We start from the raw sequence: 22,070 nt of genomic DNA, 5'->3' as shown, positions 1-22,070 counted from the left end.
GTGGATTTCCAATCGTGGACAAATTGACCAGCATGACCGTGTTCGTGAAGACCGCCGAATCCGGTTCGTTCACGGCGGCGGCACGCATGCTCGCGATGACGCCGCAGATGGCGGGCAAGCATGTCGACGCGCTGGAAAAGACGCTAGGCGTGCGCCTGCTGCAGCGCTCGACGCGCAAGCACGCGCTTACGGAGGCCGGCCGCGCTTACTTCGAAGCCTGCCGCCGCGTGCTCGAAGAGGCGGCCGCCGCCGAGGCCGTCGCACTCGCGCAGACCGCCCACCCGCAAGGCACGCTGCGCGTGACGGCGCCCGTCTCGTTCGGCGCATTCCGGCTCGCACATGAAATCAAGGCGTTTCTCGCGGATTGCCCCGACGTGAAGGTCGATCTCGTGCTGAGCGACCGGCAGTTCGACCTCTTGCAGGACGGTTTCGATGTCGCGTTTCGCATCGGCGTGCTGCCCGACTCGCAACTGGTCGCGCGGCCGCTCGCGCCCTATCGGCTCGTGCCGTGCGCCGCGCCGGCCTATCTCGCCGCACACGGAGCGCCGGCGCACCCGCGCGAACTCGCGCAGCACGTGTGCCTCGATTACGCGTTCGACAGCTTTCCGGCGCCCCAGACGTGGATCTTCAAGGACGGCGACACGCAGATCGAAGTCGAGCCGCGCGGCCAGCTGCGCAGCAACGACACCCGCGCGCTGATCGCGGCGGCGGAGGCGGGAGTGGGAATCGTGCTGGCGGGCGAGCCGAACCTCGCGCCGTCGGTGGCGGCGGGGCGGCTCGTGCCGCTGCTCGAGGCGTATGCCGCGCCGGTGCGGCCCATGCATCTGCTTTACGCGGATCGCCGCGCGCAGGCCCCCAAGCAGCGCGCGTTCGTGGCGTGGGCGCTGGCGTGCTTTGGCGAAGGCGGCAGCGTCACCGGCGCGCGGGCGCCGGCGTCGCCGCGTGTTCGTCGTTCGGCGCGCAAGCCGCGCGCGCCACGCAAGTAGCGTGATTAGCTCTCGCTGCGGAAGACGCCATTGAGCGTCGCGCCGGGGGCCGCCCCTTCGAAACCGTCGAAACGCCCTTCATTGAGCCGTTGCGCCGCGTGCATGAAAGCGCCCCACGCGGTGCGGGCGAGCGCGCCGCCCACGCTCACGCGGCGCACGCCGAGCGCGGCGAGATCGTCGAGCGTGAAGGCCGACTTCGCGCCGATCAGCACGTTCACGGGCTTCGGCGCGACAGCGGTGACGACGGCCACGATCTGCTCGCGTGTCTGGATGCCGGGCGCATAGAGGCAATCCGCGCCCGCCTGCGCGTACGCCTGCAAGCGCGCGATGGCGTCGTCGAGGTTGGGCACGCCCGCCACGAAGTTCTCCGCGCGGCCAACTAGCACGGTGTCGCCGCCGCGCGCGTCGATGGCGCGCCGCGCCGCCCGCATGCGTTCGGCGGCGACCTCGATCGGCAGCAGCGGCGCGGCGTCGTCGCCGGTCGAGTCTTCCACGGAAAGCCCGGCGACGCCGGTCTCGACGGCGAGGCCCACGCTTGCTTCGACGCCTTCGGGATCGGCGCCGAAGCCGCTTTCGAAGTCGGCGTTCACGGGCAGGTCGGTGGCCGCGACGATCTCGCGCAGGTGCGCGAGGATCGCGTCGCGCGGCAGGCTGTTGTCGGCGTGGCCGCGCGACCAGGCGAACCCGGAACTGGTGGTCGCGAGCGCCTTGAAGCCGAGGCTCTGGAGATAGCGCGCGCTGCCCACGTCCCACGGGTTCGGCAGCACGAAGCAACCGGCGGCGTGCAGCGCGCGAAACTCGGCGCGTCTCTCGGCAATCGTGCGGGCGGGTCCTGACATGGCAAGTTTCCTCCTGGCTCGTGGGTGGGCGGCGGGGCGTCTGCGCGGGCGTGCGCATCCTCTGGCGCCGGTCATCGATTGTGACCGAATTCCTGGATTCCCGAATCGAACGGCGCTCGCTTGCGCAGCGATTTCGCACGACGCTAAGGATAGCGAATTAAATGAACGCCTACGATGGCGATGACATGCAACCGCGCGAAACGAGGAAAAGAAGGGCGCAGCCGTTATGATATGCGTTCTTTTTATTTTGCCGCCCAGCCGCGATGTCAAAAACCAGCGCTCCGAAAGCCACGCCGCCCCGCATGTCCGATGTCGCCCGTCTCGCGGGCGTTTCGAAGATGACGGTGTCCCGCGTGATGGCGGGGCGCAGCGCGTCGGAGGCGACCCGCGAGCGCGTGCAGCGCGCCATCGACGAACTGGGCTACGTGGCCGACGCGGCGGCCGGCGCGCTTTCCTCGGGGCGCTCGTCGTTCGTCGCGGTGCTCGTGCCGTCGCTTTCCAGCTCCAACTTCTCGGACACCGTGAGCGGCCTCACCGCCGTGCTCGAACCGCAAGGGCTCGAACTGCTGATCGGCGACACCGACTACTTCCTCGATCGCGAGGAGCGTCTCGTGCGCCAGATGCTGCGCCACCAGCCGCGCTGCATCGCGCTCACGGGCGCGCAGCATACGGACGCCACGCGCACGCTGCTGCAGCGCTCGGGCGTACCGGTCGTCGAGATGTGGGACCTGCCGACGGAGCCGATCGACATGGCCGTGGGCTTTTCCAACGTGAGCGCCGCGCGCGAGATGGTGCGCTATCTCGCGGACAAGGGCCATCGCCGCATCGGCTTTCTTGGCGGCGCGGGCGACCTGGACCGGCGCGGCCTCGACCGCCTCAAGGGCTTTCAGATGGAGATGAAGGCGCTCGCGCTCGAAAGGCACCGCGTCGTGCAGCTCGGCGACTCGCCGGTCACGATGAGCCACGGCGCGCCCGCCATGGCCGAGCTGCTCGAACGCTGGCCCGACACCCAGGCCGTGATGTGCGTGAGCGACATGTCGGCGTTCGGCGCGATCATGGAGTGCCAGCGGCGCGGCCTGAGCGTGCCCCGCGATATGGCGGTTGCCGGCTTCGGCAACTTCGAGATCGCGGCGTGCTGCCATCCGGCGATCACCACGATCTCGGTCGATGCCTACGGCATTGGCCAGCGCACCGGCGAGGCGATCATCGCCGCCCTCGCGGCAGCGGACGGCGCGAGCGCGTCGCATCCCGTGAAGACACGCATTCAGTACACCGTCATGCCGCGCGAGAGCGCTTGAGCACGCGACGCGAGTGTGCACCAGCGCTCGCGTCGTCAAAGCCCCTTGGCGATACGCTGCGCCATCTCGACCACCGCGATGGCGAGCCGCTTCTCGCGGCGTGCGTCCAGCCGCTCCAGCGGCAGGCTCGCGCTGACCGCCACACGCTTGCCGAGCGCCGTCACGCCGACGAACGCCGCGAAGCACGCGATACCCGCCGTCACTTCTTCCCGCTCGTGCGCGAGGCCGGAGCGGCGTATCGCGGCGAGCGCCGCTATGAGGTCCTGCTTGCGCGTGATGGTGTTGGCCGTCACAGCGGGAAGCTGGCGCGGCAGGATGGCGTTGACCTCATCGTCGGTAAGGCTGGCGAGCAGCGCCTTGCCCAGCGCGCTGCAGTGCGCGGGCAGCCGCGAGCCGAGATCGGAGACGAGACGCACGGGCCGCGCTGGGTCCTCGCGCGCGAGATACACGACCTCTGCGCCGTCCAGCACCGCGAGCTGAACCACTTCGTTATGCGTCGCGACGAATACGGTCGCCTCCTGGCGGAACACTTCCTGGAGCCGATCGTGCCGCACGTAGGCGCTGCCTAGCTCGAACAACGTGAGGCCGACGATATAGCCGTCGGCGCGCTTTTCGATCCAGCGCCGGCGTTCGAGCGAGTCGAGCATCAGATAGAGCGTGCTGCGCGAGAGGCCGGTGGCCTGTGCGATTGCCGCCGCACGCATCGGGCCTTGAGCGTGTGCGAGCACGTCGAGAATGTCGTGTATGCGCCGTAGCGCCGGGACTTCGTAGGGTGAGGACATGGAGCTGCGCGCCGGGTTTGCCGGCAAAAGATCATCCAACAGGCTGGAAATACTAACACCACGTTGGATACGCGCTGGCGCGCATCGACATTTCTCAGCGGCAGCGTTCCTTGGTATCGTTGCACACACGCATCAACGGGAACGGTTTGAACGCCACGGCGCGCAGCGCGCCGTATGTTCGGGAGAGTCGCGCAAGATGAAGTATTCGAATCTGGTCGAGCGGTTGCAGGGCCGTCGCACGACGGCATGGGAGATCCATCACGCAGCGGTGCAGGCCGCGGCGCGTGGCGAGGACGTGATCGTGCTGAGCGTGGGCGACCCCGACTTCGGCACGCCTGCGCCCATCGTCGAGCGCGCCGTGGCCGCGCTGCGTGAAGGCGATACGCACTACTCGGCCATCATGGGCCGCGAGCCGCTGCGCGAGGCGATCGCGCGCGAGCATGCGCAGCTAAGCGGGCGCGCGGTCGGCGCGCAGAACGTGATTCTCTGCGCGGGCGCGCAGAACGGCTTGTTCGCATCGTCGCTCTGTTTGCTCGAGGCCGGCGACGAAGTGCTCGTGCCCGAGCCGATGTACCTGACCTACGAGGCCGCGATCCGCGCGTCGGGCGCGACGCTCGTGCCGGTGCCCGTCGATCCCGGGAACGGTTTTCATCTCGACTGCGACGCGCTCGATGCTGCTGTCACGCCGCGCACGCGCGCGATCTTCTTCGCGACGCCGTGCAACCCCACCGGCGCGGTGATGCCGCGCGCGCACCTCGAACGCGTCGCGCGGCTGGCGAAGCGGCACGACCTGTGGGTACTCTCCGACGAGGTCTATGCCGACCTCACGTTCGAGCGCGAGCACGTGAGCATCGCCGCGCTCGACGGCATGGCGAAGCGCACGGTCACGCTCGGCAGCCTCTCGAAGTCGCATGCCATGCCGGGCTGGCGCCTGGGCTGGGTGGTCGCGCCGGAAACGATGATCGCGCATCTGGCGCGGCTCGCGCTCTGCATGCTCTACGGGTTGCCCGGTTTCATCCAGGAGGCGGCGATCACGGCGCTCGACAACCGCGCGCAGATCGTCGCTGAAATGCGCGAGATCTATCGCCGCCGGCGCGACATCGTCTACGAGCGGCTGGCGGGCGTGCCGGGGCTCAAGTGCCTGTTACCGGAAGCGGGCATGTTCATGATGATCGACATCCGCGGCACGGGCCTCGACACGCACGCGTTCACCTGGCAGCTGTTCGAGGCGCAGAAGGTTTCCGTGCTCGACGCGAGCGCGTTCGGCGAGACCGCAAACGGCTATGTGCGGCTGGGTTTCGTCGTGGACGAAGCGAGGCTCGTCGAGGCCTGCGAGCGGATCGCGGCGTTCGCACGGGAGGGCGCCGCAGCCGCGACGCGCTAGCGGGTCTCGAAGTAGAGGCGCGTGGGCTCGAACAGATCGGCGGGCAAGGCATCCCGTGTGAACCACGCCCACCGCGCGCACTTGTCGGGCTCCGCGACGACGGGCGTGCCCGGCGCGGCGGCCTCGACGAACAGCGTCACATGACGCACGCGGCCGGCTTCGAGCCAGCCGCTGGCCCAGCCGGCGGCTTGCGCCTCGATCATTTCCAGACCGGTTTCCTCGCGCAGCTCGCGCGCGGCCGCGGTTAGCGGATCCTCACCGGGGTCGACCTTGCCCCCGGGGAACGCCCACGTATCGTGTCCCCATGTGCTTTTGCGCAGGCCGAGCAGCCACGCATCGCCGTTACGGACGACGACGCCCACGCCGAGCACGGTGACGGGCGCGTTCATGTCATCGGTCATGCCGTGTCGATGTTGATCTGGAATCCGAATCATGGGTGAAGCCGGTCGCGTGCTGCACGCCGTTCTGCTTTTGCGGGGCGCGCAGCAAACGCGCGCAGGCTCAGCGTTCGCCGTCGAAGAGATCGTTGAGCATCTCGTCGAAGGCGGCCTGGGCGTCTTCCAGTTCCTGGAGCGCCATGTCGAAGGTCTGCAGCGCGAACTGCGACGGCTTGCCATCGCCTTCCGGCGGAAACTGCGACTGCAGCGAGGTGAACGCCGACTTGACGCGCTGGGTCGCGGTCAGGACGCGCTCCATGGCGGCGGCTTCTTCGGCTCGTGCCTGTTCTGGGGTCATCGAAAGCTCCGTTGTTACGTGAATGGGGTTGGGTGTGTTCAGGGCAGGGGCAGTCCGCCCTCGGCCTTCACTTCGCGCAGCGACAGCGCCGATTCGACCGAGGTGACACCGGGCAAGCTGCGCAGCTGGTCGCGCATGAAGGTGCCATAGTCGTCGAGATCGCGGGCCACCACCTGCAAAATATAGTCCGCCGTGCCGGCTACGTTGTGGCACGACAGAATGCGCTCGATCGCCAGCACCTCGCGCTCGAAGCGGTCGGCGAGCGCGCGGTCGTGCACGGCGAAGCGCACCGAGACGAATCCCACCACGCCATAGCCGAGCGCGCGGCGCGAGAGCACGGCCCGGTAACGCTCGATATAGCCGTCCTGCTCGAGGCGCTTGAGGCGCCGCGCGCACGGCGTTTCGCTCAGGCCCACCGTTTCGGCGAGCCGTGCATTCGGCATGCGCCCGTCGGTTTGCAGCGCGCCGAGGATCGCACGGTCGAGTTTGTCGAGGTCGCTCATGGCGGTTAGGGGAGTTCTGGTGCGGATTCGGAAATATTAGCGCATTCCGCCAATCATCGGCTAAAGTGGTATGAAAATCGCCAGAAATCGCTCTGCATGTAGCGGCAAGATAGAGCCTCTTTCACGCGAGGCCAACATGATTTCCGCCCACCTGCTGTTGATGTTCATTGTCGCCCTGATTATCGTCTGCGCGCTGCCCGGCGCCGACATGGCGCTCGTGATGCAGACCAGCATGAGCCGCGGCACGCGCAGCGGCTTCGCGGCGGCCTGCGGCCTGGGACTCGCGCGCGCGACCCACGTGACGCTGTCGGCCTGCGGTCTCGCGGCCTTGCTGCGCAACGCGCCGTGGCTGTACGAAGTCGTGCGCTATGTGGGGGCGGCGTATCTCACGTGGATCGCCGTGCAGATCTTCCGTGCGCCGGCGTTCGCGATGCCCGAGCAGGAGGGCGTGACCATCGCGCGGCCGCGCCGCGCCGATTTCGCCAAGGGCCTGCTCACGAACCTGCTGAACCCGAAGGCGCTGTTGTTCTGCTCGGTGCTGCTGCCGCAGTTCATCCGGCCCGAGGCGGGCTCGGTCTGGCTGCAGGTATCCGTGCTGGGCGTGCTGCTGGTTGCCATATGCGCGCTCTTCGACGTGATCTACGTGCTGGGCGCGGCGCGCATCGCCGTGTGGCTGCGCGGCAATCCGCTCGCGCAGACGGTTCAGAAATGGGCGTTTTCGTCCGCGCTGATCGGCTTCGCGCTGCGGCTCTCGCTCGATTGACGCCGCCGCCGGGAAAGACGGTTGCGAGAAGGCGTGCGGCGCGCAAGGCGCCGCACGCTTTTTTATTGCTCGCGTTTAGCGGCTCGCGTTAGCGCCCGCCAAGGTAGTCGAGCTTGCCCAGCTCCACGCCGTTGTGACGCAGGATGTCGTAGGCCGTGGTGACATGGAAGAAAAAGTTGGGCAGCACGAAGCCCAGCAGATAGCTCTGGCCCGTGAACTCGATCGGGCCGCTGCGCATCTTGAGCGTAATGCTGCGCGCTTCCGTGCCGTCGATCTGCTCCGGCTTGAACCCGTTCAGATAGTCGATGGTCTTCTGGATACGGGCGTGCAATTCGTCGAAGGTGACTTCGACGTCGTCGAATTTCGGGGCTTCCACACCGGCGAGGCGCGCCGCGCAGCCCTTTGCGGTGTCGGTGGCGATGTGGATCTGACGCATGAGCGGCAGCATGTCGGGGAAGAGCCGCGCGCCCGTCAGCACGGAGGGGTCGATCTGCTTTTCCGCCGCATGCGCCTGCGCCTTGCCGATGATGTTTTGCAGATTGGTGAGGCCGCGCACGAGCACGGGCACCGATGCTTGATACATGGAAATGGACATGGGGTTTCCTCGTTTCTTCGAATGCGCGCGATGCACTCCGCTTTGGAGCTGACCGGGCGGCCCATTATGCGCTATCGCGTCGCGCGCTGCCATCGGCCAAATGGCCAGCATGAGCGCGACGATCAGGCCTCTCGCCAGGCGCATCAATTACCTGGGATTACAGAGCAAAAATTCCTTGTGAAACCTTGAGGTTGCGAGCGCTTGCGGCGAGCGAGTGACGCGCGGCGCGCGATACGCGCGACTGCATGCCTGCGGCCCGATGTGCGCAATTGCCCTGACAATATTTGATTGTGGTTTAATAGCCCGGCACCAACCATCCATTCCGCATCGTGCTGCACGATGCGCTCAACCATGAACGCAGAAAAGGCAGCAATACGCCGCATCGCGCGCCGCATGGCAGAAGGCATTGTTTGTCGCACTGGCGCGCCGCGGTGGCGCGCGCGAGTGGTGCGCGTTTCGCTGCTGGCGCTCGTTGCAGGCAGCGCGGCGCAGGCCGCATCCGCGCAAGATCCACGGCTACTCGATACACGCGTCACGCAGGAGTCGGTGACGGACACGATCTGTCGTCCGGGCTACGCCGATACCGTGGCGCCGCCGTTCGACGAGACCATGGCGCTGAAGGACCGCATGCTCGCGGCGCGCGGCATCGACGCCGACGACGGCGTGGGCTACGCGCTCGACCGGCACGTGCCGATCGTCCTCGGCGGGTCGCCGGACGCCAGAGCCAACTTCGACCTCATCCCATGGGGCGGCCACGCCGGCGAGCGCCGCAAGTCGCTGCTCACGGTGCGCCTGAAGCGCTGCGTGTGCGCAGGGCGCATGACGCTGGCCCAGGCGCAGGCCGCGATCAGCGGCAACTGGGTGCACCAGTACGATCGCCTCACCCGCATGGACTGCGGCGGGTCGGCCGACGAGACGACCTCGGCGAGCCGCGACGACGGGTCCTGACGCGCCGTTTCGCGCGCACCTTTGCCGCCTCGGGCACGCCGATTGCGGCCCGGATCACATATGCGCAGCAGGCAGTCGGGCGGCCATCGGTTAGCCATCTGCCGCCAGACAATATGCCGCAGCGCACTGCTCAGCAAATGCGACTATGCTGACATTCATCAACAACAGGGAGTCACAACAATGCTTACGTCCAGCCTTTTATTGCTTGGCGTCGCTGCCGTGTTCGGCCAGGTGGCATGGACCCGTGCTCGCGCTCGTGCGAGCCTTCAGCCCGTGCGCGTACGCGCGACGCAACCCCGCCGGTTCCGCTAAACGCAGCACGCCGGGTCCGAATATCCCGCGAGGTAGGCCGTCATGCACCTGACTGTCTGGAATGTTCCCGAAACCTGCAGCGAGCAGGATGTGCGCAGCTTTTTCGAGCGCGAACTCGGCAAGTACGCCAAGGGCATCACCGTTTATGACGCGGGCACGCCCAACGCGCACGCGGACCTCGAACTCGATTCCGAAGTGCCCTATGTGGCCGACGCCGTGGCGCGCGAACTTCAATCCCGTCGCCTCGCAGGCGTTGCGCTGAGGGTGAGCGCGCCTCCGTTCGAAGACGAAGAGCCGCCGCAACGCGGCTGAGCCGTTCGCGCCGCGCTTCAGCGGCCGTCGTCGGCGGTGTCGTACGGGGTATAGGGCAGCGCCCGCTTGTGGCGCGTCGACTCGTAAAAGCGAAAGATCGTCTCGTAGGCGCGTTCGCTCACCGGTTTGCCTTCCAGAAAGTCGTCGATCTCGTCATAGCCGATCCCGTAGGCGTCCTCGTCAGGGTGCAGCGGGCGCAACGTTTCCAGATCCGCAGTGGGCGTCTTCTCCACCAGCGTGGCCGGAGCGCCCAGCGCCCGCGCAAGCGCGCGCACGCGCCGCTTGTTCAGGCCCGCGAGCGGCAGCACGTCGGCGCCGCCGTCGCCGAACTTCGTGAAAAAGCCCATTAGCGATTCCGCCGCGTGATCCGTGCCGATCACCAGTCCCGCTCGCGCGCCGGCCACCGCGTATTGCGCGACCATCCGCTCGCGCGCCTTGATGTTGCCCTGAACCTTGTCCTGCACGCTCTCGTCGGCGAAGGCGAGACCGCTCGCCGTGAGCGAGGCGAGCATCGCGTCGGCGGCGGGGCGCATGTCGACAGTCAGGATGTCGTCCGCGGCGATGAAGGCGAGCGCGGCGGCGGCGTCCGCTGCGTCGCGCTGGCTGCCGTAGGGCAGACGCATCGCGATGAAACGTGCCGCCGTCTGGCCCTGCGTGCGCAGGCTTTCCACGCTCAGTTGCGCGAGGCGCCCTGCCGTCGCGGAGTCGATGCCGCCGCTGATACCCAGCACGAGCGTGTGCAGCCCGCTCGCCTGGAGGCGCTGCCCGAGAAAGCGCACGCGCCGCTCGATTTCGGCGTGTGCGTCGAAGTGCCCGGCGACGTTCAGTTCCGCGATGATGCGGTGCTGGCGGGCGAGGCGGTCGGTTTCGGGGTTGGCGTCCGATCGGGTGGGCATGGGCGGTTCCTCAAATTGGCTGCGCGCGCGACATATGCGCGCAGTCTGCGTTGTCTGGTCTAATGTCGGGTGGTCGTGGCGCTGTCAGCGACGCCGCACGGCACGGCGCCCGACGTATCCGACTTCAGACAAGACGCACAATCGGCCGGACTCACGATGAATGACAATTTTTCGCGGCGCAAGGGCGCTCGCGTACGCGGTGGCGTCCGGGGCGACGCCCCGAAACTTCCCCATCATAGAACGCGGTGGCCGGGCGCGCCGGCGCGCCGCGCAATAGCGATCGCACTCTGCAGCTGGTTTTGCGCTTCGTGGGCGGCTCGCGCCGCTTACGCTTCCGACGCCGTGACGGCTTCCGGCGCGCACGTTGCCTCAGGTGCCGTGCGCAGCGCGCCGGCGCAGGCGGCGTCGAAGCCCGCCGCTCCGGGCGCATCGGCTGCATCCGCTGCTGCGGGCGCCTCGGCCGCCCGGCCGGTTGCCAAAGCGGCCTCGGCGGCCCCGGCGGCTTCAGTGGCATCCGCTGCTTCCATGCCCGCACCGGCTTCAGCGGCTTCCGGCGCTTCGAGTGCGTCTGCCGCTTCGTCGGCTCAGCCGGCTTCCGCGGCCTCGGCCGCGGAAGCCGCCTCCGCGCCTCCCGCGCTCGTGCTGCCGATTCACCGGATGCTCACGCCGGAGGAGGCCGCCGAAGAAACCCGCGGCGCGCTCGAAATGCGCAAGCGCTTCGCGCGCGACGTCAACCGGCGCCTGCATGTGCCGCTGGCCGAGCAGCGCGCCTACGGCCAGCGCCTGCAGGCTGCGCTCGATGAGAAGAACCTCGGTGCGCTGGCGGGCGAGTTCGTCATCCTCGTCGATCGCAGCGCGAACGTGCAGGCGCTCTTCATCTACTTCCGCGCGATGCCCGACGAGCCGTGGCTCATGATCGGCGCGTCGCCGGTCGCGACGGGACGCCCCGGCGAGTACGACCACTTCCTCACGCCACTCGGCGTGTTCGAGCACACGCCGCTGAACATGGACTTCCGCGCGGAAGGCACCATGAACCAGAACAACATTCGCGGTTATGGCCGGCGCGACATGCGCATCTACGATTTCGGCTGGGTGGACGGCGAACGCGGCTGGGGCAAGGGCGGCTATTCGCAGATGCGCTTCCAGATGCACGCCACCGACCCCGACCGCCTCGAGCCGCTGCTCGGCATCCGCCACTCGAAGGGCTGCGTGCGGATTCCGGCGACGCTCAACGCGTTCATCGACCACTACGGCATCATCGACGCCGAATACCAGGCGCTGGTCGATGCGGGCAAGTCGCTCTGGGTGCTCCACTCGGACCGCGAGATCACGCCGTGGGCGGGCCGCTTCGTCGTGGTGGTCGATTCGGAGCGCAAGACGCGCCCGGCGTGGACGCCCGCACCCGGCGGCAAGGCGCGCGCCAAGGTGCCGGCCGGCGCCGACACCGCGGACTGAGCGCGCAAACCGGCGAGGGCGCGCCAGCGGATGCGCCGGCGCTACGCCCGCCGCGCGAGCAGCACGCCCGCGAGCGCGACGCCGAAGCCCGCCATCTGCACGGGCGTGAGCGTTTCGCCGAACAGCAGCCAGCTTTCGAGCGCCGCGAGCGGCGGCGCGAGAAAGAGCAGCGCCGTGGCGCGGGCGGCGTCGCCGTGGCGCACCATCCAGACGAGCAGCGTCACGCCCACGCCCGAGAGCATCGCGATGCCCCACGCCAGCGAGAACCACAGGGTCGGCGTTGAGATCCAGCGCGTCTCGCCGAGCACGAGCGCGAGTACGGCGGCGACGATGGCCGCGCCCAGGTTTTGCACGGCGCTCGCGCTGCGAATGTCGGCTTGCGCGAGCGAAGTCTTCTGGTAAAGCGTGCCCGCCGTGATCGATCCGACCGATACCACCGCAACCACCACCACGAGCAGCGGGCTCGCGTGAGCGTGCGTGGCTGTAGTAGCGGCAGCGGCATCGGCGATCGCGCCGCCGGCGGCGTGCATGGCGGCATACAACTTCGGGCTCAGCACCAGCACGACGCCGGCAAGGCCGAGCGACATGCCGGACCAGCGCCGCGGCGGCAGGCGCTCGCCGAACATGCGTGCCGCGACGGCAGCCGTCAGGAGCGGCTGGAGAGCGCCGAGGAGCGCCATCACCCCCGCGCTCAAGCCTTGCGCAACCGCCCAGTAGCCCGCGCCCAGATAGACGCCCTGCAGGAGCGCGCCGGCGAAGAGGTGCTTGCCGATTTCGCGTCCGCGCGGCCAGGGCGCGCGCATCGCCAGCGCGACGATCGTGAACAGCGCCGCAGTGCCTGCGAAGCGCGCGAGCAGGAAAAGGTTGGGATCGGCGTAGGGCGCAATGGCGCGCGCGACGACGAAACCCGTCGACCACAGGAAGACGAAAACGGTGGGTGCGAAGGTGGCGAGCATCGGTGTCGAAGAGGGCGCGCTGACGCTGCGCGCGGAGGAACACGAAAGGCTCGAAGTATCGCGCGACGCGCAGGTGGCGGTCTTGTTCAGGACTGCACTGGCCACGACGTGTGCCGCTCGATGATTTGAACGCAACTAACCGCCCAGCCCGTGCGGCGCCAGCCAATGCAAGCATCGCCAGACCGGAAACACTAGCGTCCGCTAGCTTCCAAACAACACCGCCGTCACGCCGATCAAGCCGCCGCAGACCGCGCAGGCGAGCAGCAGCGCGCGCGTGCGCCGATGCTCGCGGCGCCAGGCATCGAGCAAGGCGGCCTGCTGCGCGGCCTGTCCCGCGGCGGGACCGTGTCCGCCCTTCGCGTGATGCTCGAGGAAGCGGAACACCATCTGCGGCACGCGCGGGGCGATTTGCGCGAGATGAGGCAACTCTTGCGAGAGCCGCCGGATCCAGCCGTGGTGGCCGAGATCCTGCCGCGCGATGTCGGCGAGCGTGTGCCGGGCGATGCCCCATGCGTCGACGCCCGGATGAATCGTGCGGGCCAGCTGCTCGGCCTGGCCGAACGCGCGCTGCGCCGCCACGAGGCGCGGCGAGACTTCGCCCCCGAACGGCTGCACCGAGTGCAGCAGATGATGGAATAGCGCCCCCGCGCTGCGCTCGTCGGTGTCGCTCGCGAAATGCGCTTCGCTGCGCGTGCGCAACTCGGCCTCGATCTGCTCGGTGCGTGCATGCGTGGGCACATGACCCGCCACGTGATGGAGCGTGGCGAGCCGCCCGTAGTCCTGTTCGAACAACGCGGTCGCGCCGTGCACGAAGAATTCGCGTTCAGGCGAAGAAAGGCTCGTCATCAGCGCCGCGCTCGCGAGCACGAGGCGGCCGCGCGTCTCGGGTTCGACGCTCACCGCGACCCGGCTGGCGTCGAGGGCCGCATGGAAGAACCCGTGCTCGAACGCCTGGCGCGTGACCACTTCGATCAGATGGGCCGCCACCTGCGTGACGTTGATGTGGTGCTCGGCAAGCCCGGCGATATCGGTCGCGCGCACGGTGTCGATGTGCTGCACCGCGATCGTCTGAGGGGTGCAGAGGTCCCAGATCACGTCGGGCACGACGATGCGCGGGTCATCGCCGAGCTGATGGCCGCTCTGGCTCAGGTTCGCGGCCTGGGCGCGCAGGTCGAAGCGGCGGTTCAGATCGTCGCGCAGCGCCTGCGCGAGCGCGTGCAGCTGCAGCTTGCGAGCGGCGCGCGAAAAGCGCTCTATCCAGCGGGCCACGGCGCACAGGAGCGCGGCGTCGTCGTCGACTTCCTGGACCTGTTTGGCGCGCAGCACGCGCAGTGTGATCGTCTGATGGCCGTTCACCGGCAGCGCGAGCCGCGCGATGTGCGTCTGCTCGCACCAGCCGTTATGGGCCGGCTTGGGGTCGATCCACGTGAACACCGTCTCGGGCGGCTTGCCGAGTGCGGCGCGCAGCGTGGTGTCGAGCGCCTCGCCCGCGAGGGGCTCTTCGAAATGCTCGATGGCGTCGATCGCGTCGTGCAAGGTCGCGCCCGCGAGTTCGGGGCGTGTGGCGAGCGTTTGCGCGAAGGCCGCGGCGAGCGGTGCGAGACGCGGCAGCGAACCGTGCAGGCGCGAGGCGAGCCGCGGGTCGCCGTGCAGATTCGAGGCGAGCGTGAGGAACCAGTGCAGCTTGTGATGCTCGGGCGCGGCGAGCCAGATCAGCCTGAAGCCATAACGCAGTGCACAAAACAGCAGGCGCAATTGACGAAGTCGTGAACGCATGAATTCCAATGTTCGGCGAAGCGAGCGTCGCGTGAGCGCGCGGTCTCCACGAGATTAGCAGGGATGCGCACGCGATGGCAGGGCAGGCTCGTTCAGCGCATGCGTACTACAATACGGCGGCTTTTCCGGATTCACGTCGGATTCACTTCCTTACCTGCGTTTTTTCCACGTACGACCCGCACCCATCGAGATGCTCGCAGAACAACGTCACCAATACATCCTCTCGCAAGTGAACCGGACGGGCGCGCTTTCCGTGGCGGATCTCGTGCGCGAACTGCGCGTCTCGCGCGAGACGATCCGGCGCGACCTCAATACGCTCGCGGAGCGCGGGCTGCTCGTCACGACCCACGGCGGCGCGCTCTCGAGCGACCGCCGCGAGCCCGATCTCGACGTGCGCGAAGCCGCCAACGCGAGCGCCAAGCGCGCAATCGGCGAACGTGCGGCGGAGTTCGTGCCCGACGGCGCCTCGGTCATCATCGATTCGGGCAGCACCACGCATGCGCTCGCGCGCGCGCTCACGGATCGCCATCGGCTCACGGTTTATACCAACGACTGGCGCATCGCGCTGTTGCTCGGCCGCCGCAACGAAAACCGCGTCACGCTGCTGGGCGGCGAGCTGTCCGACCACGAGGAAGCGACCTTCGGCCTCGACACCGTGCAGCAACTCGCCCAGTACCATGCCGATTTCGCGTTCGTCGGCGCGGGCGGCATCACCACCGACGGCTGGCTCACCGACTACTCGCGCATGGTCGCCGAGGTGCGCAGCCGCATGCTCGCGGCCACGGCCTGCGCGATCGTCGTCGCCGATCATTCGAAGTTCGGGCGCGTCACGCCCGTGCGCATCAACGGCTTCGAGCAGGCGCGCTACGTCATCACCGAGCTTGCGCCCGAAAAAAGCATCGCGCGCGCGATTACGGCGCGCGGGCCCGAACTCGTCATCGCCTGAGTCTTCCTGCGGCGCGGCGTGGCGCGCGCTGCGCTCGCCCGTCTACACGTCTGCATGGCTGCCGTCGACACCTTGCCGGCGGAATCAGCACGCATATGTGGCTTGTCGAATATTGGCGAATTGTGGAATTTTTTGACAAACGCCACAATCGTCATGCGCGTGTCATCAAAACCTGTGATTCTTGCGGGGCCCGTCCAGATGGGCCGGTCAGCGAGGCGAGCGGCAATTCCGCGGCTTCGCCGGGCCGGCCGGGTCAGGTGGAAAGTGGCAGATTGTAGACAATCTGCAATCCGCGATACGAGACCACTGCGAGGCGGGCAATGACAGGCGGCGCAGTCCGCCGAAGTTCGGATTGTTCAGCTCAGTTCGATCCATTCAATCACAAACGCATCGGGTATCCCGAGCACCTGGTTTTGCCTTCGGAGAGTGACATGAACCACACGAATTCCCATCGCGCGGGTTTTGCACGCAAGCTGCTGCCGATCGCGGCCGCCGCGGCGCTGCTGGGCGCAGCAGCGAGCGCGCACGCCGCCGACGCCGTCGTGCTGTACACGGCCGACGGCCTCGAAAATCTCTACAAGGACGTGCTGCCGGCCTTCGAGAAGAAGGAAGGCGTCAAGGTCAACATCGTCACGGCGGGCAGCGGCGAAGTGGTGAACCGCGCGAACGTCGAGAAGGACTCGCCGAAGGCCGACGTGATCGTCACGCTGCCGCCGTTCATCCAGACGGCGCAGCAAAGCGGGCTGCTCCAGCCGTACCAGAGCGTGAACTACAAGAACGTGCCGGCCATCGCGAAGGCGACTGACGGTTCGTGGGCGACGTTCGTGAACAACTACTTCTCGTTCGCGATCAATCCCGATGTCGTGAAGAACGAGCCGAAGACGTTTGCTGACCTGCTGCACCCGGACTACTCGGGCAAGGTCGCGTACTCGAACCCGGCCACGGCTGGCGACGGCATGGCCGTGATCATCCTCACGACCTCGCTGATGGGCGAAGACAAGGCGTTCGACTACCTCAAGAAGCTCGAGCAGAGCGCGAAGTTCCACACCAAGGGCACGGGCTACCTCGACGTGCTGCTCTCGCGCAACGAAATCGCGGTGGCCAACGGCGACCTGCAGATGGATCTCGACGACGCAGCCAACGGCGGCCTCTCGCTCAAGCCGATCTTCCTCGCGGCCGACGCCGGCGGACATCCCACGACGTTCCAGCTGCCGTACGCAATCGGCCTGATCAAGAACGGCCCGAACCAGGCTGAAGGCAAGAAGCTGATCGACTACCTGATGTCGACGGACGTGCAGTCGAAGGTGCCGGATATCTTCGGTATTCCGGGCCGCACGGACGTGGCGCTCACGGGCAAGAACGGCGAAGCCGTCAAGCAGGCCATCCAGGGCGTGAAGCTGATTCCGGTGGACTGGAACCAGGTGATGGCGAAGAAGGCCGACTGGACGACGCGCTGGAAGAACGAAGTGATCGGCTCGTCGGGCAAGCAGCTCGAAGTCGTGAAGCCGAAGTAAGCAACTGTATCTGCAACTTTGTATGGGACCAGAGTAAGGCGTTAAAACGCCTGCTCTGGTCGACAGGAGATGAACCCGGTGAATACCGCAAGCCTCGCGCCGGCCGGCATGGCCCGCGCGCTGCCGGATGTGTCCGGACTGACTGACTCCACGGACGCCTCCGGCGTTGCGGGCGTGCAGATCGACCACCTGAGCGTGCGCTTCGGCGCGCGTACTGTCCTCGACGATCTGTCGCTCACGATCCGACGCGGCGAACTGTTGACCGTGCTGGGCCGCAGCGGCTGCGGCAAGACCACCTTGCTGCGCTTCATCGCCGGCTTCATCGAAGCCGATGGACTCGCAGGCACGCTCACCGTGGCGGGCCACGATCTGACCCATGTGCCGCCGCATCAGCGCAACCTGGGTCTGCTGTTCCAGAGCTATGCGCTCTTTCCGCATCTCTCGGTGTTCGAGAACGTCGCGTTCGGGCTGAAGGCGCGCCGCGTGCCGTCGCGCGACATCGCGCGGCGCGTGGCCGACGCGCTCAAGCTCGTTCAGCTCGGCGACGCGGGGCACATCATGCCCGCGCAGCTCTCGGGCGGCATGCAGCAGCGCGTGGCGCTTGCGCGCGCGCTCGTGATCGAGCCGGACGTGCTCCTGCTCGACGAGCCGCTCTCGGCACTCGACGCCAATCTGCGCGCTTCGGTGCGCTCCGAATTGAAGGCGCTGCACGAGCGCCTGCCCGACCTGACGATCGTCTGCGTGACGCACGATCAGGACGACGCGCTCGTGCTCTCCGACCGCACGCTGCTGATGCGCGATGGCCACATCGCGCAGCTCGGCACGCCGCAGGAACTCTACGACACGCCCAACGACGCCTACGTGGCCCGTTATCTGGGCGCGGCGAACCTGCTGCCGCCGAACGTCGCGTTCCCGGTGGGCGACGCGCGCCACGACGTGCGCGACAAGCTCGCGTGCCTGCGCCCCGAAAGCCTGCGCATCGTGCCGCTCGGCGAAGGCTCGCTGCACGGCACGATCGAATCGGTCGAGTGGTATGGCTCGGTGCTCTCGGTGCCGGTGCTGCTCGACGCGATGCCGAACGAACCGGTGCTCGTCACCATGCAGCGCGGCCACGGCATGACGCCGGCAAAAGGCATGCGTGTGTCCCTGCGTTACGAGGCTGACGATGTCGTCCTTATCAACCCCTGATTCCGCCGTGGGGCTGCCCGGCGCCGACGCGCACGCGGCCGCCGTGCGCCGCCGCGAACGGCGTGCGCAATGGCATATCGCGTTTCTGCTCGTGTTCGTGCTCGGGCCGCTCGTGGTCTATCCGCTCGTGCGGCTCGTGCTGCTGAGCCTGTCGGGCGCGCATGGCTTGAGTTTCCACGCGTACGAGACCTTCTTCGGCAATCCCGATTCGCGCGGCGTGATCGCCACGACGCTGTGGATCCTGTTCCTGAGCGCGGGTCTGGCTTCCGTGCTCGGCGTCGCGCTCGCCGCGCTGCTGTTCTTCAAACCGTTTCCGGGCGCGCAGCTCGTCACGCGGTTTCTGGAGCTGTTCGTGGCGTTCCCGTCGTTCCTCGTCGCGTTCACGCTGATTTTTCTGTACGGTTCGCAGGGCTCCGTGAGTATCGGGCTGCAACGGCTCTTTCATTTGCAGGCGCCGCCGCTCGACTTCCTGTTTGGCATCGGCGGGGTGGTGCTCGCGGAAGTGGTGTTCTACGCGCCGTTCGTCGTGCGCCCGACGCTCGCCGCGTTCGCGCTGCTCGACATGCGCCTGATCGAAGCCGCACGCAGTCTCGGTGCGAATAGCCGCATGGTCGCCCTGCGCGTGATTCTGCCGCTCGCGTGGCCGGGCATCGCCGCGGGCACGATCCTGTGTTTTCTGCTGACGTTCAACGAGTTCGGCATTCTGCTCGTGCTCGGCAGCGCGCACCTCATCACACTGCCGGTGGCGATCTACAGTTCGGCCACGGTCGACCTCGATCTGCCGACGGCCGCCGCAGGCGCCGTGGTCATGCTCGCGATGTCGCTTTCCCTGTATGCGCTGTATCGGCGCGTGAATCGCCGCAGTCATGGAGGCGCGCGCAATGTCAACTAATCCTGCCGCCGGTTCCGACCGTATCGCGCTGCCGCCCAAGCATCTTCGCGCGCGGCCAGTCGAGCGCAGCCTCTTCACGCGCATCGTCAGCGCGACACTGCTTGGCTTCGCAGCGCTGCTGTGCTTCTGGCTCTTCGTGTTGCCGGTGATCGTCGTCGCGCTGTCGAGCGTCGCGTCGCATTGGTCGGGCACGATCTTGCCCGACGGTTTCAGTACGCGCTGGTTCGAGCGCCTCGGCTCTACCGACTTCGATGCGCTCGCAACGAGTCTCGAAGTCGGCTTCGGCGTGGCGGTGCTCGGCACCGCGCTGGGTCTGTGGCTCGCACTCGCGCTCGAAGGGCGTGACCGGCGCGGTCTGGGTGCAGTCGTCGACACGCTCGCGATGGTGCCCAACGGCGTGCCGAGCGTGGTGCTCGGCCTCGCGGTGTTGATCGCCTATCACAAGGCGCCCGTGGATCTGTCGAGTTCGGCTGCGATCGTCGTGTTCGTACAGCTCGCTCTGGTACTGCCGTTTTGCTATCGATGCGCTTCGGCCGCGCTGCGTCCCGAGCTGACCGTGCTGCGCGAAGCGGCAGCGAGTCTCGGTGCGCCGCCTTCGATGGTGCTGCGCCGCGTGGTGCTGCCGCAGCTCGTGCCGGCGATCCGCGCGAGTCTCGCGCTGGGTTTCGCGCTGTCGCTCGGCGAACTGGGCGCGACGCTCACGGTGTATCCGCCGGGTTTTGCAACGGTGCCGATCGTCGTGGTGGGCGCAGTCGAGCGCGGTTACTACCTGCCGGCTTCGGCGCTCTCGCTGGTCCTGTTGCTCGTCTCGCTGGGGGCGCTGCTGCTGATCGCGGCGCGTGTGCCGCGCCGGCGAGCGGACTGAGCGGATGGATGCCATGCGGTTCGATGCGCCGCAGCCGCGCAACAGACGGCCAAGGCAGGACGTGCAAGATCCGATGAGCGATGAGCATGCGAGTAGCGGCAACGCGGGCGATCCTGATCGCGATGCGCAGGGGTTGTCCGACACGACGCCGCTTGCCATGGTGCGCCAGCATTCGCTGACCGCCTTGGTGCGCGACGAGATCGAGCGACGCATCGCGGCGGGCGTGCTCGCACCCGGCGACAAGCTCAACGAAGCCGACTGGGCAGCACGCCTCGCCGTCTCACGCGGACCGGTACGCGAAGCGTTTCGCGCGCTGGAGCAGGCAGGCCTCGTGCGCAACGAGAAACATCGCGGTGTGTTCGTGCGCAGTGTCGGCGCGGCTGAGGCCCAGGAACTGGGCGTAGTGTGCGCGGCGTTGCGCGAAGCGGCGTGCCGGATGCTGGCGCCGCGCATCGACGCGGCGCAGGTCGCGGAGTTGCGCGAGCACCTCAACGCGATGCGCGACGCGGTGGTCGCCGAGCAGGGCGAGGCGTTTCTGCAAGCGCGCGACGCGTTTCGCGCGTCGCTCTTCGCAGCGGCTGGCAACGCGAGGCTGCGCGAGACCTATGAGGGGACCGTGAGCGAATTGCGGCTCTCTTCGCAGTGTGCAGCGCCGACGCACAGCGCTATGGATGCATCGTATGCAGGGCATCGGGCGCTGTTGAGCGCGCTCGCGTCGCGCGACGCCGACGAATCGGCCAGGCGCATGCGCGAATCGTGCTGCGACTGAGAGCAGATGGAACGATGGGCGACGCTCTGATGTGGGGCGTCGCCGTATTCACGTCATAGAGGAGTTGAAGAAGATGGCACTGAGCCTCGCGGATATTCGTGGGCTGTTCGAGACGTATGGCGCGTTGGCCTATAGCGGCGAACCGGTCACGCAACTCGAACACGCGCTGCAAAGCGGTGCGCTGGCAGAAGAAGATGGCGCGACCGAAGAACTGACCGCCGCGGCGTTCCTGCATGATCTCGGCCACCTGCTCAATCGTCAGGGCGAAACGCCGACCGAACGCGGCATCGACGATCTGCACCAGTACTATGCGCTGCCGTTCCTGCGGCCCGTGTTGCCCGATAGCGTGCTGGAACCGATCCGCCTGCATGTCGATGCGAAGCGCTACCTCTGCGCCGTCGACGAAGCGTATTTCGGCTGCCTTTCCGCAGACTCGGTGCGCAGCCTCGAATTGCAGGGTGGCATCTTCAATGCCGATGAGGCGCGCGATTTCGCTGCGCGCCCCCACGCGGAAGACGCGGTGCGCCTGCGCCGCTGGGACGACCTCGCGAAGGTGGCCGGCAAGCCGACACCGGATCTCGACCACTATCTGCAGCTCGTCGAACGCGTCATGCAACGCCACGTTTGAGGCGATTGCGCTGACGCGTTTCTCCGATTTTCACGCGAGTCAAAAAACCGCTTGCAAGATGTCATCTGCGTGACTAGAATTCCGGTCTTTCGCGCTTTCGATGAAGGCGCGGGGAGACGGGAAGCTTGGGGCGAAAGCCTTGTGGCGACTGGGTCTGCGGGTGATTGGAAGTTGAGCGGCAGGTTGAACGAAGTAAAAAAACCTGTTGACAGATCGCCGGGCAGTCTTCATAATCTCGCTTCTCTGCTGCTGACGCAGCAACGCAGAAAACGCCGGGTAGTTCGATGTTTTAACGGCGCTTTCGCGATCGATCTTTAAAAATTTACAGCCGATAAGTGTGGGCGCTTGATGCGGTGGCGACCTGATGTCGTTCTTCGGAGCGGAATCAGGAGCAGCAAAAGTATCAAGAGTCTCACACTAAAGTAAGTCAGGTTTTTGAAGCAATTCAAATTCCTGTCAGCTTTGAGTGAGCGACCGGTCTCGAGAGAGACCGAAAACAGTAACAGGTATTGAACTGAAGAGTTTGATCCTGGCTCAGATTGAACGCTGGCGGCATGCCTTACACATGCAAGTCGAACGGCAGCGCGGGAGCAATCCTGGCGGCGAGTGGCGAACGGGTGAGTAATACATCGGAACATGTCCAGTAGTGGGGGATAGCCCGGCGAAAGCCGGATTAATACCGCATACGATCTTTGGATGAAAGCGGGGGATCGCAAGACCTCGCGCTA

The 22,070-nt window shown here is 67.1% G+C and carries 23 protein-coding genes and 1 rRNA gene; 15 read left to right on the top strand and 9 right to left on the bottom strand.

Annotated elements, in window-relative coordinates; translation table 11 throughout:
* The first annotated feature begins 14 nt into the window (after positions 1-14).
* Positions 15-986, top strand: a complete 972-nt coding sequence (locus AB4Y40_RS15395) for a LysR family transcriptional regulator (RefSeq protein WP_368688442.1) — start codon at positions 15-17, stop codon at positions 984-986.
* A 5-nt stretch (positions 987-991) separates the two neighbouring features.
* Here the strand turns inward: AB4Y40_RS15395 and AB4Y40_RS15390 are convergent, their stop codons facing one another.
* Entirely contained in the window at positions 992-1,825 is an 834-nt protein-coding gene (locus AB4Y40_RS15390) for an oxaloacetate decarboxylase (protein ID WP_368688441.1), read from the bottom strand.
* Positions 1,826-2,127: 302 nt separating this feature from the next.
* On the opposite strand from AB4Y40_RS15390, the gene AB4Y40_RS15385 reads away from it, so the two are divergent.
* Positions 2,128-3,123: a LacI family DNA-binding transcriptional regulator gene (locus AB4Y40_RS15385; RefSeq protein ID WP_368688440.1), complete on the top strand. Its 996-nt coding sequence runs from the start codon at positions 2,128-2,130 to the stop codon at positions 3,121-3,123.
* Positions 3,124-3,158: 35 nt separating this feature from the next.
* Here AB4Y40_RS15385 and AB4Y40_RS15380 read toward each other — a convergent pair whose 3' ends face one another.
* On the bottom strand, positions 3,159-3,905 hold the full coding sequence (locus AB4Y40_RS15380; RefSeq protein ID WP_368688439.1) for an IclR family transcriptional regulator: 747 nt from the start codon (positions 3,903-3,905) through the stop codon (positions 3,159-3,161).
* 196 nt (positions 3,906-4,101) lie between these two features.
* Here AB4Y40_RS15380 and AB4Y40_RS15375 point away from each other — a divergent pair, with 196 nt between their 5' ends.
* The gene (locus AB4Y40_RS15375; RefSeq protein ID WP_368688438.1) at positions 4,102-5,289 is read left to right on the top strand and encodes a pyridoxal phosphate-dependent aminotransferase; all 1,188 of its coding nucleotides are present in this window, start codon (positions 4,102-4,104) and stop codon (positions 5,287-5,289) included.
* On the opposite strand, the gene AB4Y40_RS15370 is transcribed toward AB4Y40_RS15375, so the two are convergent.
* The 3 genes from AB4Y40_RS15370 to AB4Y40_RS15360 all read right to left on the bottom strand — a co-directional run bounded on the left by AB4Y40_RS15370 (position 5,286) and on the right by AB4Y40_RS15360 (position 6,527).
* On the bottom strand, positions 5,286-5,690 hold the full coding sequence (locus AB4Y40_RS15370) for an NUDIX hydrolase (RefSeq protein WP_368688437.1): 405 nt from the start codon (positions 5,688-5,690) through the stop codon (positions 5,286-5,288). The two genes, AB4Y40_RS15375 and AB4Y40_RS15370, sit on opposite strands and share 4 nt — an antisense overlap.
* Before the next feature lie 100 nt (positions 5,691-5,790).
* On the bottom strand, positions 5,791-6,024 hold the full coding sequence (locus AB4Y40_RS15365) for a hypothetical protein (RefSeq protein ID WP_069261806.1): 234 nt from the start codon (positions 6,022-6,024) through the stop codon (positions 5,791-5,793).
* A 38-nt stretch (positions 6,025-6,062) separates the two neighbouring features.
* Positions 6,063-6,527: an Lrp/AsnC family transcriptional regulator gene (locus tag AB4Y40_RS15360; RefSeq protein ID WP_368688436.1), complete on the bottom strand. Its 465-nt coding sequence runs from the start codon at positions 6,525-6,527 to the stop codon at positions 6,063-6,065.
* 136 nt (positions 6,528-6,663) lie between these two features.
* Between AB4Y40_RS15360 and AB4Y40_RS15355 the strand changes: the two genes are divergently transcribed.
* Entirely contained in the window at positions 6,664-7,290 is a 627-nt protein-coding gene (locus AB4Y40_RS15355) for a LysE family translocator (RefSeq protein ID WP_368688435.1), read from the top strand.
* An 88-nt stretch (positions 7,291-7,378) separates the two neighbouring features.
* Here the strand turns inward: AB4Y40_RS15355 and AB4Y40_RS15350 are convergent, their stop codons facing one another.
* Positions 7,379-7,885, bottom strand: a complete 507-nt coding sequence (locus AB4Y40_RS15350; RefSeq protein WP_342918887.1) for a DUF1993 domain-containing protein — start codon at positions 7,883-7,885, stop codon at positions 7,379-7,381.
* A 393-nt stretch (positions 7,886-8,278) separates the two neighbouring features.
* Here AB4Y40_RS15350 and AB4Y40_RS15345 point away from each other — a divergent pair, with 393 nt between their 5' ends.
* Both AB4Y40_RS15345 and AB4Y40_RS15340 read left to right on the top strand, forming a co-directional pair.
* On the top strand, positions 8,279-8,833 hold the full coding sequence (locus AB4Y40_RS15345; protein WP_368688717.1) for a hypothetical protein: 555 nt from the start codon (positions 8,279-8,281) through the stop codon (positions 8,831-8,833).
* Positions 8,834-9,187: 354 nt separating this feature from the next.
* A complete protein-coding gene (locus AB4Y40_RS15340; protein ID WP_368688434.1) occupies positions 9,188-9,457 on the top strand; it encodes an RNA-binding protein in 270 nt (89 codons plus the stop codon).
* Positions 9,458-9,474: 17 nt separating this feature from the next.
* Here AB4Y40_RS15340 and nadE read toward each other — a convergent pair whose 3' ends face one another.
* Positions 9,475-10,353, bottom strand: coding sequence for an ammonia-dependent NAD(+) synthetase (nadE, locus tag AB4Y40_RS15335; RefSeq protein WP_368688433.1), 879 nt, complete (start codon positions 10,351-10,353; stop codon positions 9,475-9,477).
* A gap of 273 nt (positions 10,354-10,626) precedes the next feature.
* On the opposite strand from nadE, the gene AB4Y40_RS15330 reads away from it, so the two are divergent.
* On the top strand, positions 10,627-11,808 hold the full coding sequence (locus tag AB4Y40_RS15330) for a L,D-transpeptidase (RefSeq protein WP_368688716.1): 1,182 nt from the start codon (positions 10,627-10,629) through the stop codon (positions 11,806-11,808).
* A gap of 41 nt (positions 11,809-11,849) precedes the next feature.
* Here AB4Y40_RS15330 and AB4Y40_RS15325 read toward each other — a convergent pair whose 3' ends face one another.
* A complete protein-coding gene (locus tag AB4Y40_RS15325; RefSeq protein WP_368688715.1) occupies positions 11,850-12,764 on the bottom strand; it encodes a DMT family transporter in 915 nt (304 codons plus the stop codon).
* A 201-nt stretch (positions 12,765-12,965) separates the two neighbouring features.
* Entirely contained in the window at positions 12,966-14,540 is a 1,575-nt protein-coding gene (locus AB4Y40_RS15320) for an ABC1 kinase family protein (RefSeq protein ID WP_368688432.1), read from the bottom strand.
* Between the two features lie 190 nt (positions 14,541-14,730).
* On the opposite strand from AB4Y40_RS15320, the gene AB4Y40_RS15315 reads away from it, so the two are divergent.
* The 8 genes from AB4Y40_RS15315 to AB4Y40_RS15280 all read left to right on the top strand — a co-directional run.
* Positions 14,731-15,486, top strand: coding sequence for a DeoR/GlpR family DNA-binding transcription regulator (locus tag AB4Y40_RS15315; RefSeq protein ID WP_342918881.1), 756 nt, complete (start codon positions 14,731-14,733; stop codon positions 15,484-15,486).
* 431 nt (positions 15,487-15,917) lie between these two features.
* Positions 15,918-17,000 carry a 2-aminoethylphosphonate ABC transporter substrate-binding protein gene (gene phnS, locus AB4Y40_RS15310; protein WP_368688431.1) on the top strand — a complete coding sequence of 361 codons (1,083 nt, stop codon included), beginning with the start codon at positions 15,918-15,920 and terminating at the stop codon, positions 16,998-17,000.
* A 78-nt stretch (positions 17,001-17,078) separates the two neighbouring features.
* Entirely contained in the window at positions 17,079-18,188 is a 1,110-nt protein-coding gene (phnT, locus tag AB4Y40_RS15305; RefSeq protein WP_368688430.1) for a 2-aminoethylphosphonate ABC transport system ATP-binding subunit PhnT, read from the top strand.
* Positions 18,166-19,080 (top strand): 2-aminoethylphosphonate ABC transporter permease subunit, encoded by a 915-nt coding sequence (locus AB4Y40_RS15300; RefSeq protein ID WP_368688429.1) that lies wholly within the window; start codon positions 18,166-18,168, stop codon positions 19,078-19,080. The genes phnT and AB4Y40_RS15300 overlap by 23 nt, the downstream gene beginning before the upstream one ends.
* Positions 19,070-19,945 (top strand): 2-aminoethylphosphonate ABC transport system, membrane component PhnV, encoded by an 876-nt coding sequence (phnV, locus tag AB4Y40_RS15295; protein ID WP_368688428.1) that lies wholly within the window; start codon positions 19,070-19,072, stop codon positions 19,943-19,945. The genes AB4Y40_RS15300 and phnV overlap by 11 nt, the downstream gene beginning before the upstream one ends.
* A 157-nt stretch (positions 19,946-20,102) precedes the next feature.
* Entirely contained in the window at positions 20,103-20,714 is a 612-nt protein-coding gene (locus tag AB4Y40_RS15290; RefSeq protein ID WP_368688714.1) for a GntR family transcriptional regulator, read from the top strand.
* Between the two features lie 73 nt (positions 20,715-20,787).
* Positions 20,788-21,342: a phosphonate degradation HD-domain oxygenase gene (locus tag AB4Y40_RS15285; protein WP_368688427.1), complete on the top strand. Its 555-nt coding sequence runs from the start codon at positions 20,788-20,790 to the stop codon at positions 21,340-21,342.
* A gap of 511 nt (positions 21,343-21,853) precedes the next feature.
* Positions 21,854-22,070 (top strand): 16S ribosomal RNA (locus tag AB4Y40_RS15280); the annotation flags it as partial.

The organism is Paraburkholderia sp. EG287B (assembly GCF_040965595.1).
GTDB lineage: Bacteria > Pseudomonadota > Gammaproteobacteria > Burkholderiales > Burkholderiaceae > Paraburkholderia.
Note: the sequence above shows the minus strand (reverse complement) of the source record. Positions and strands in the feature narration are given on the sequence as shown.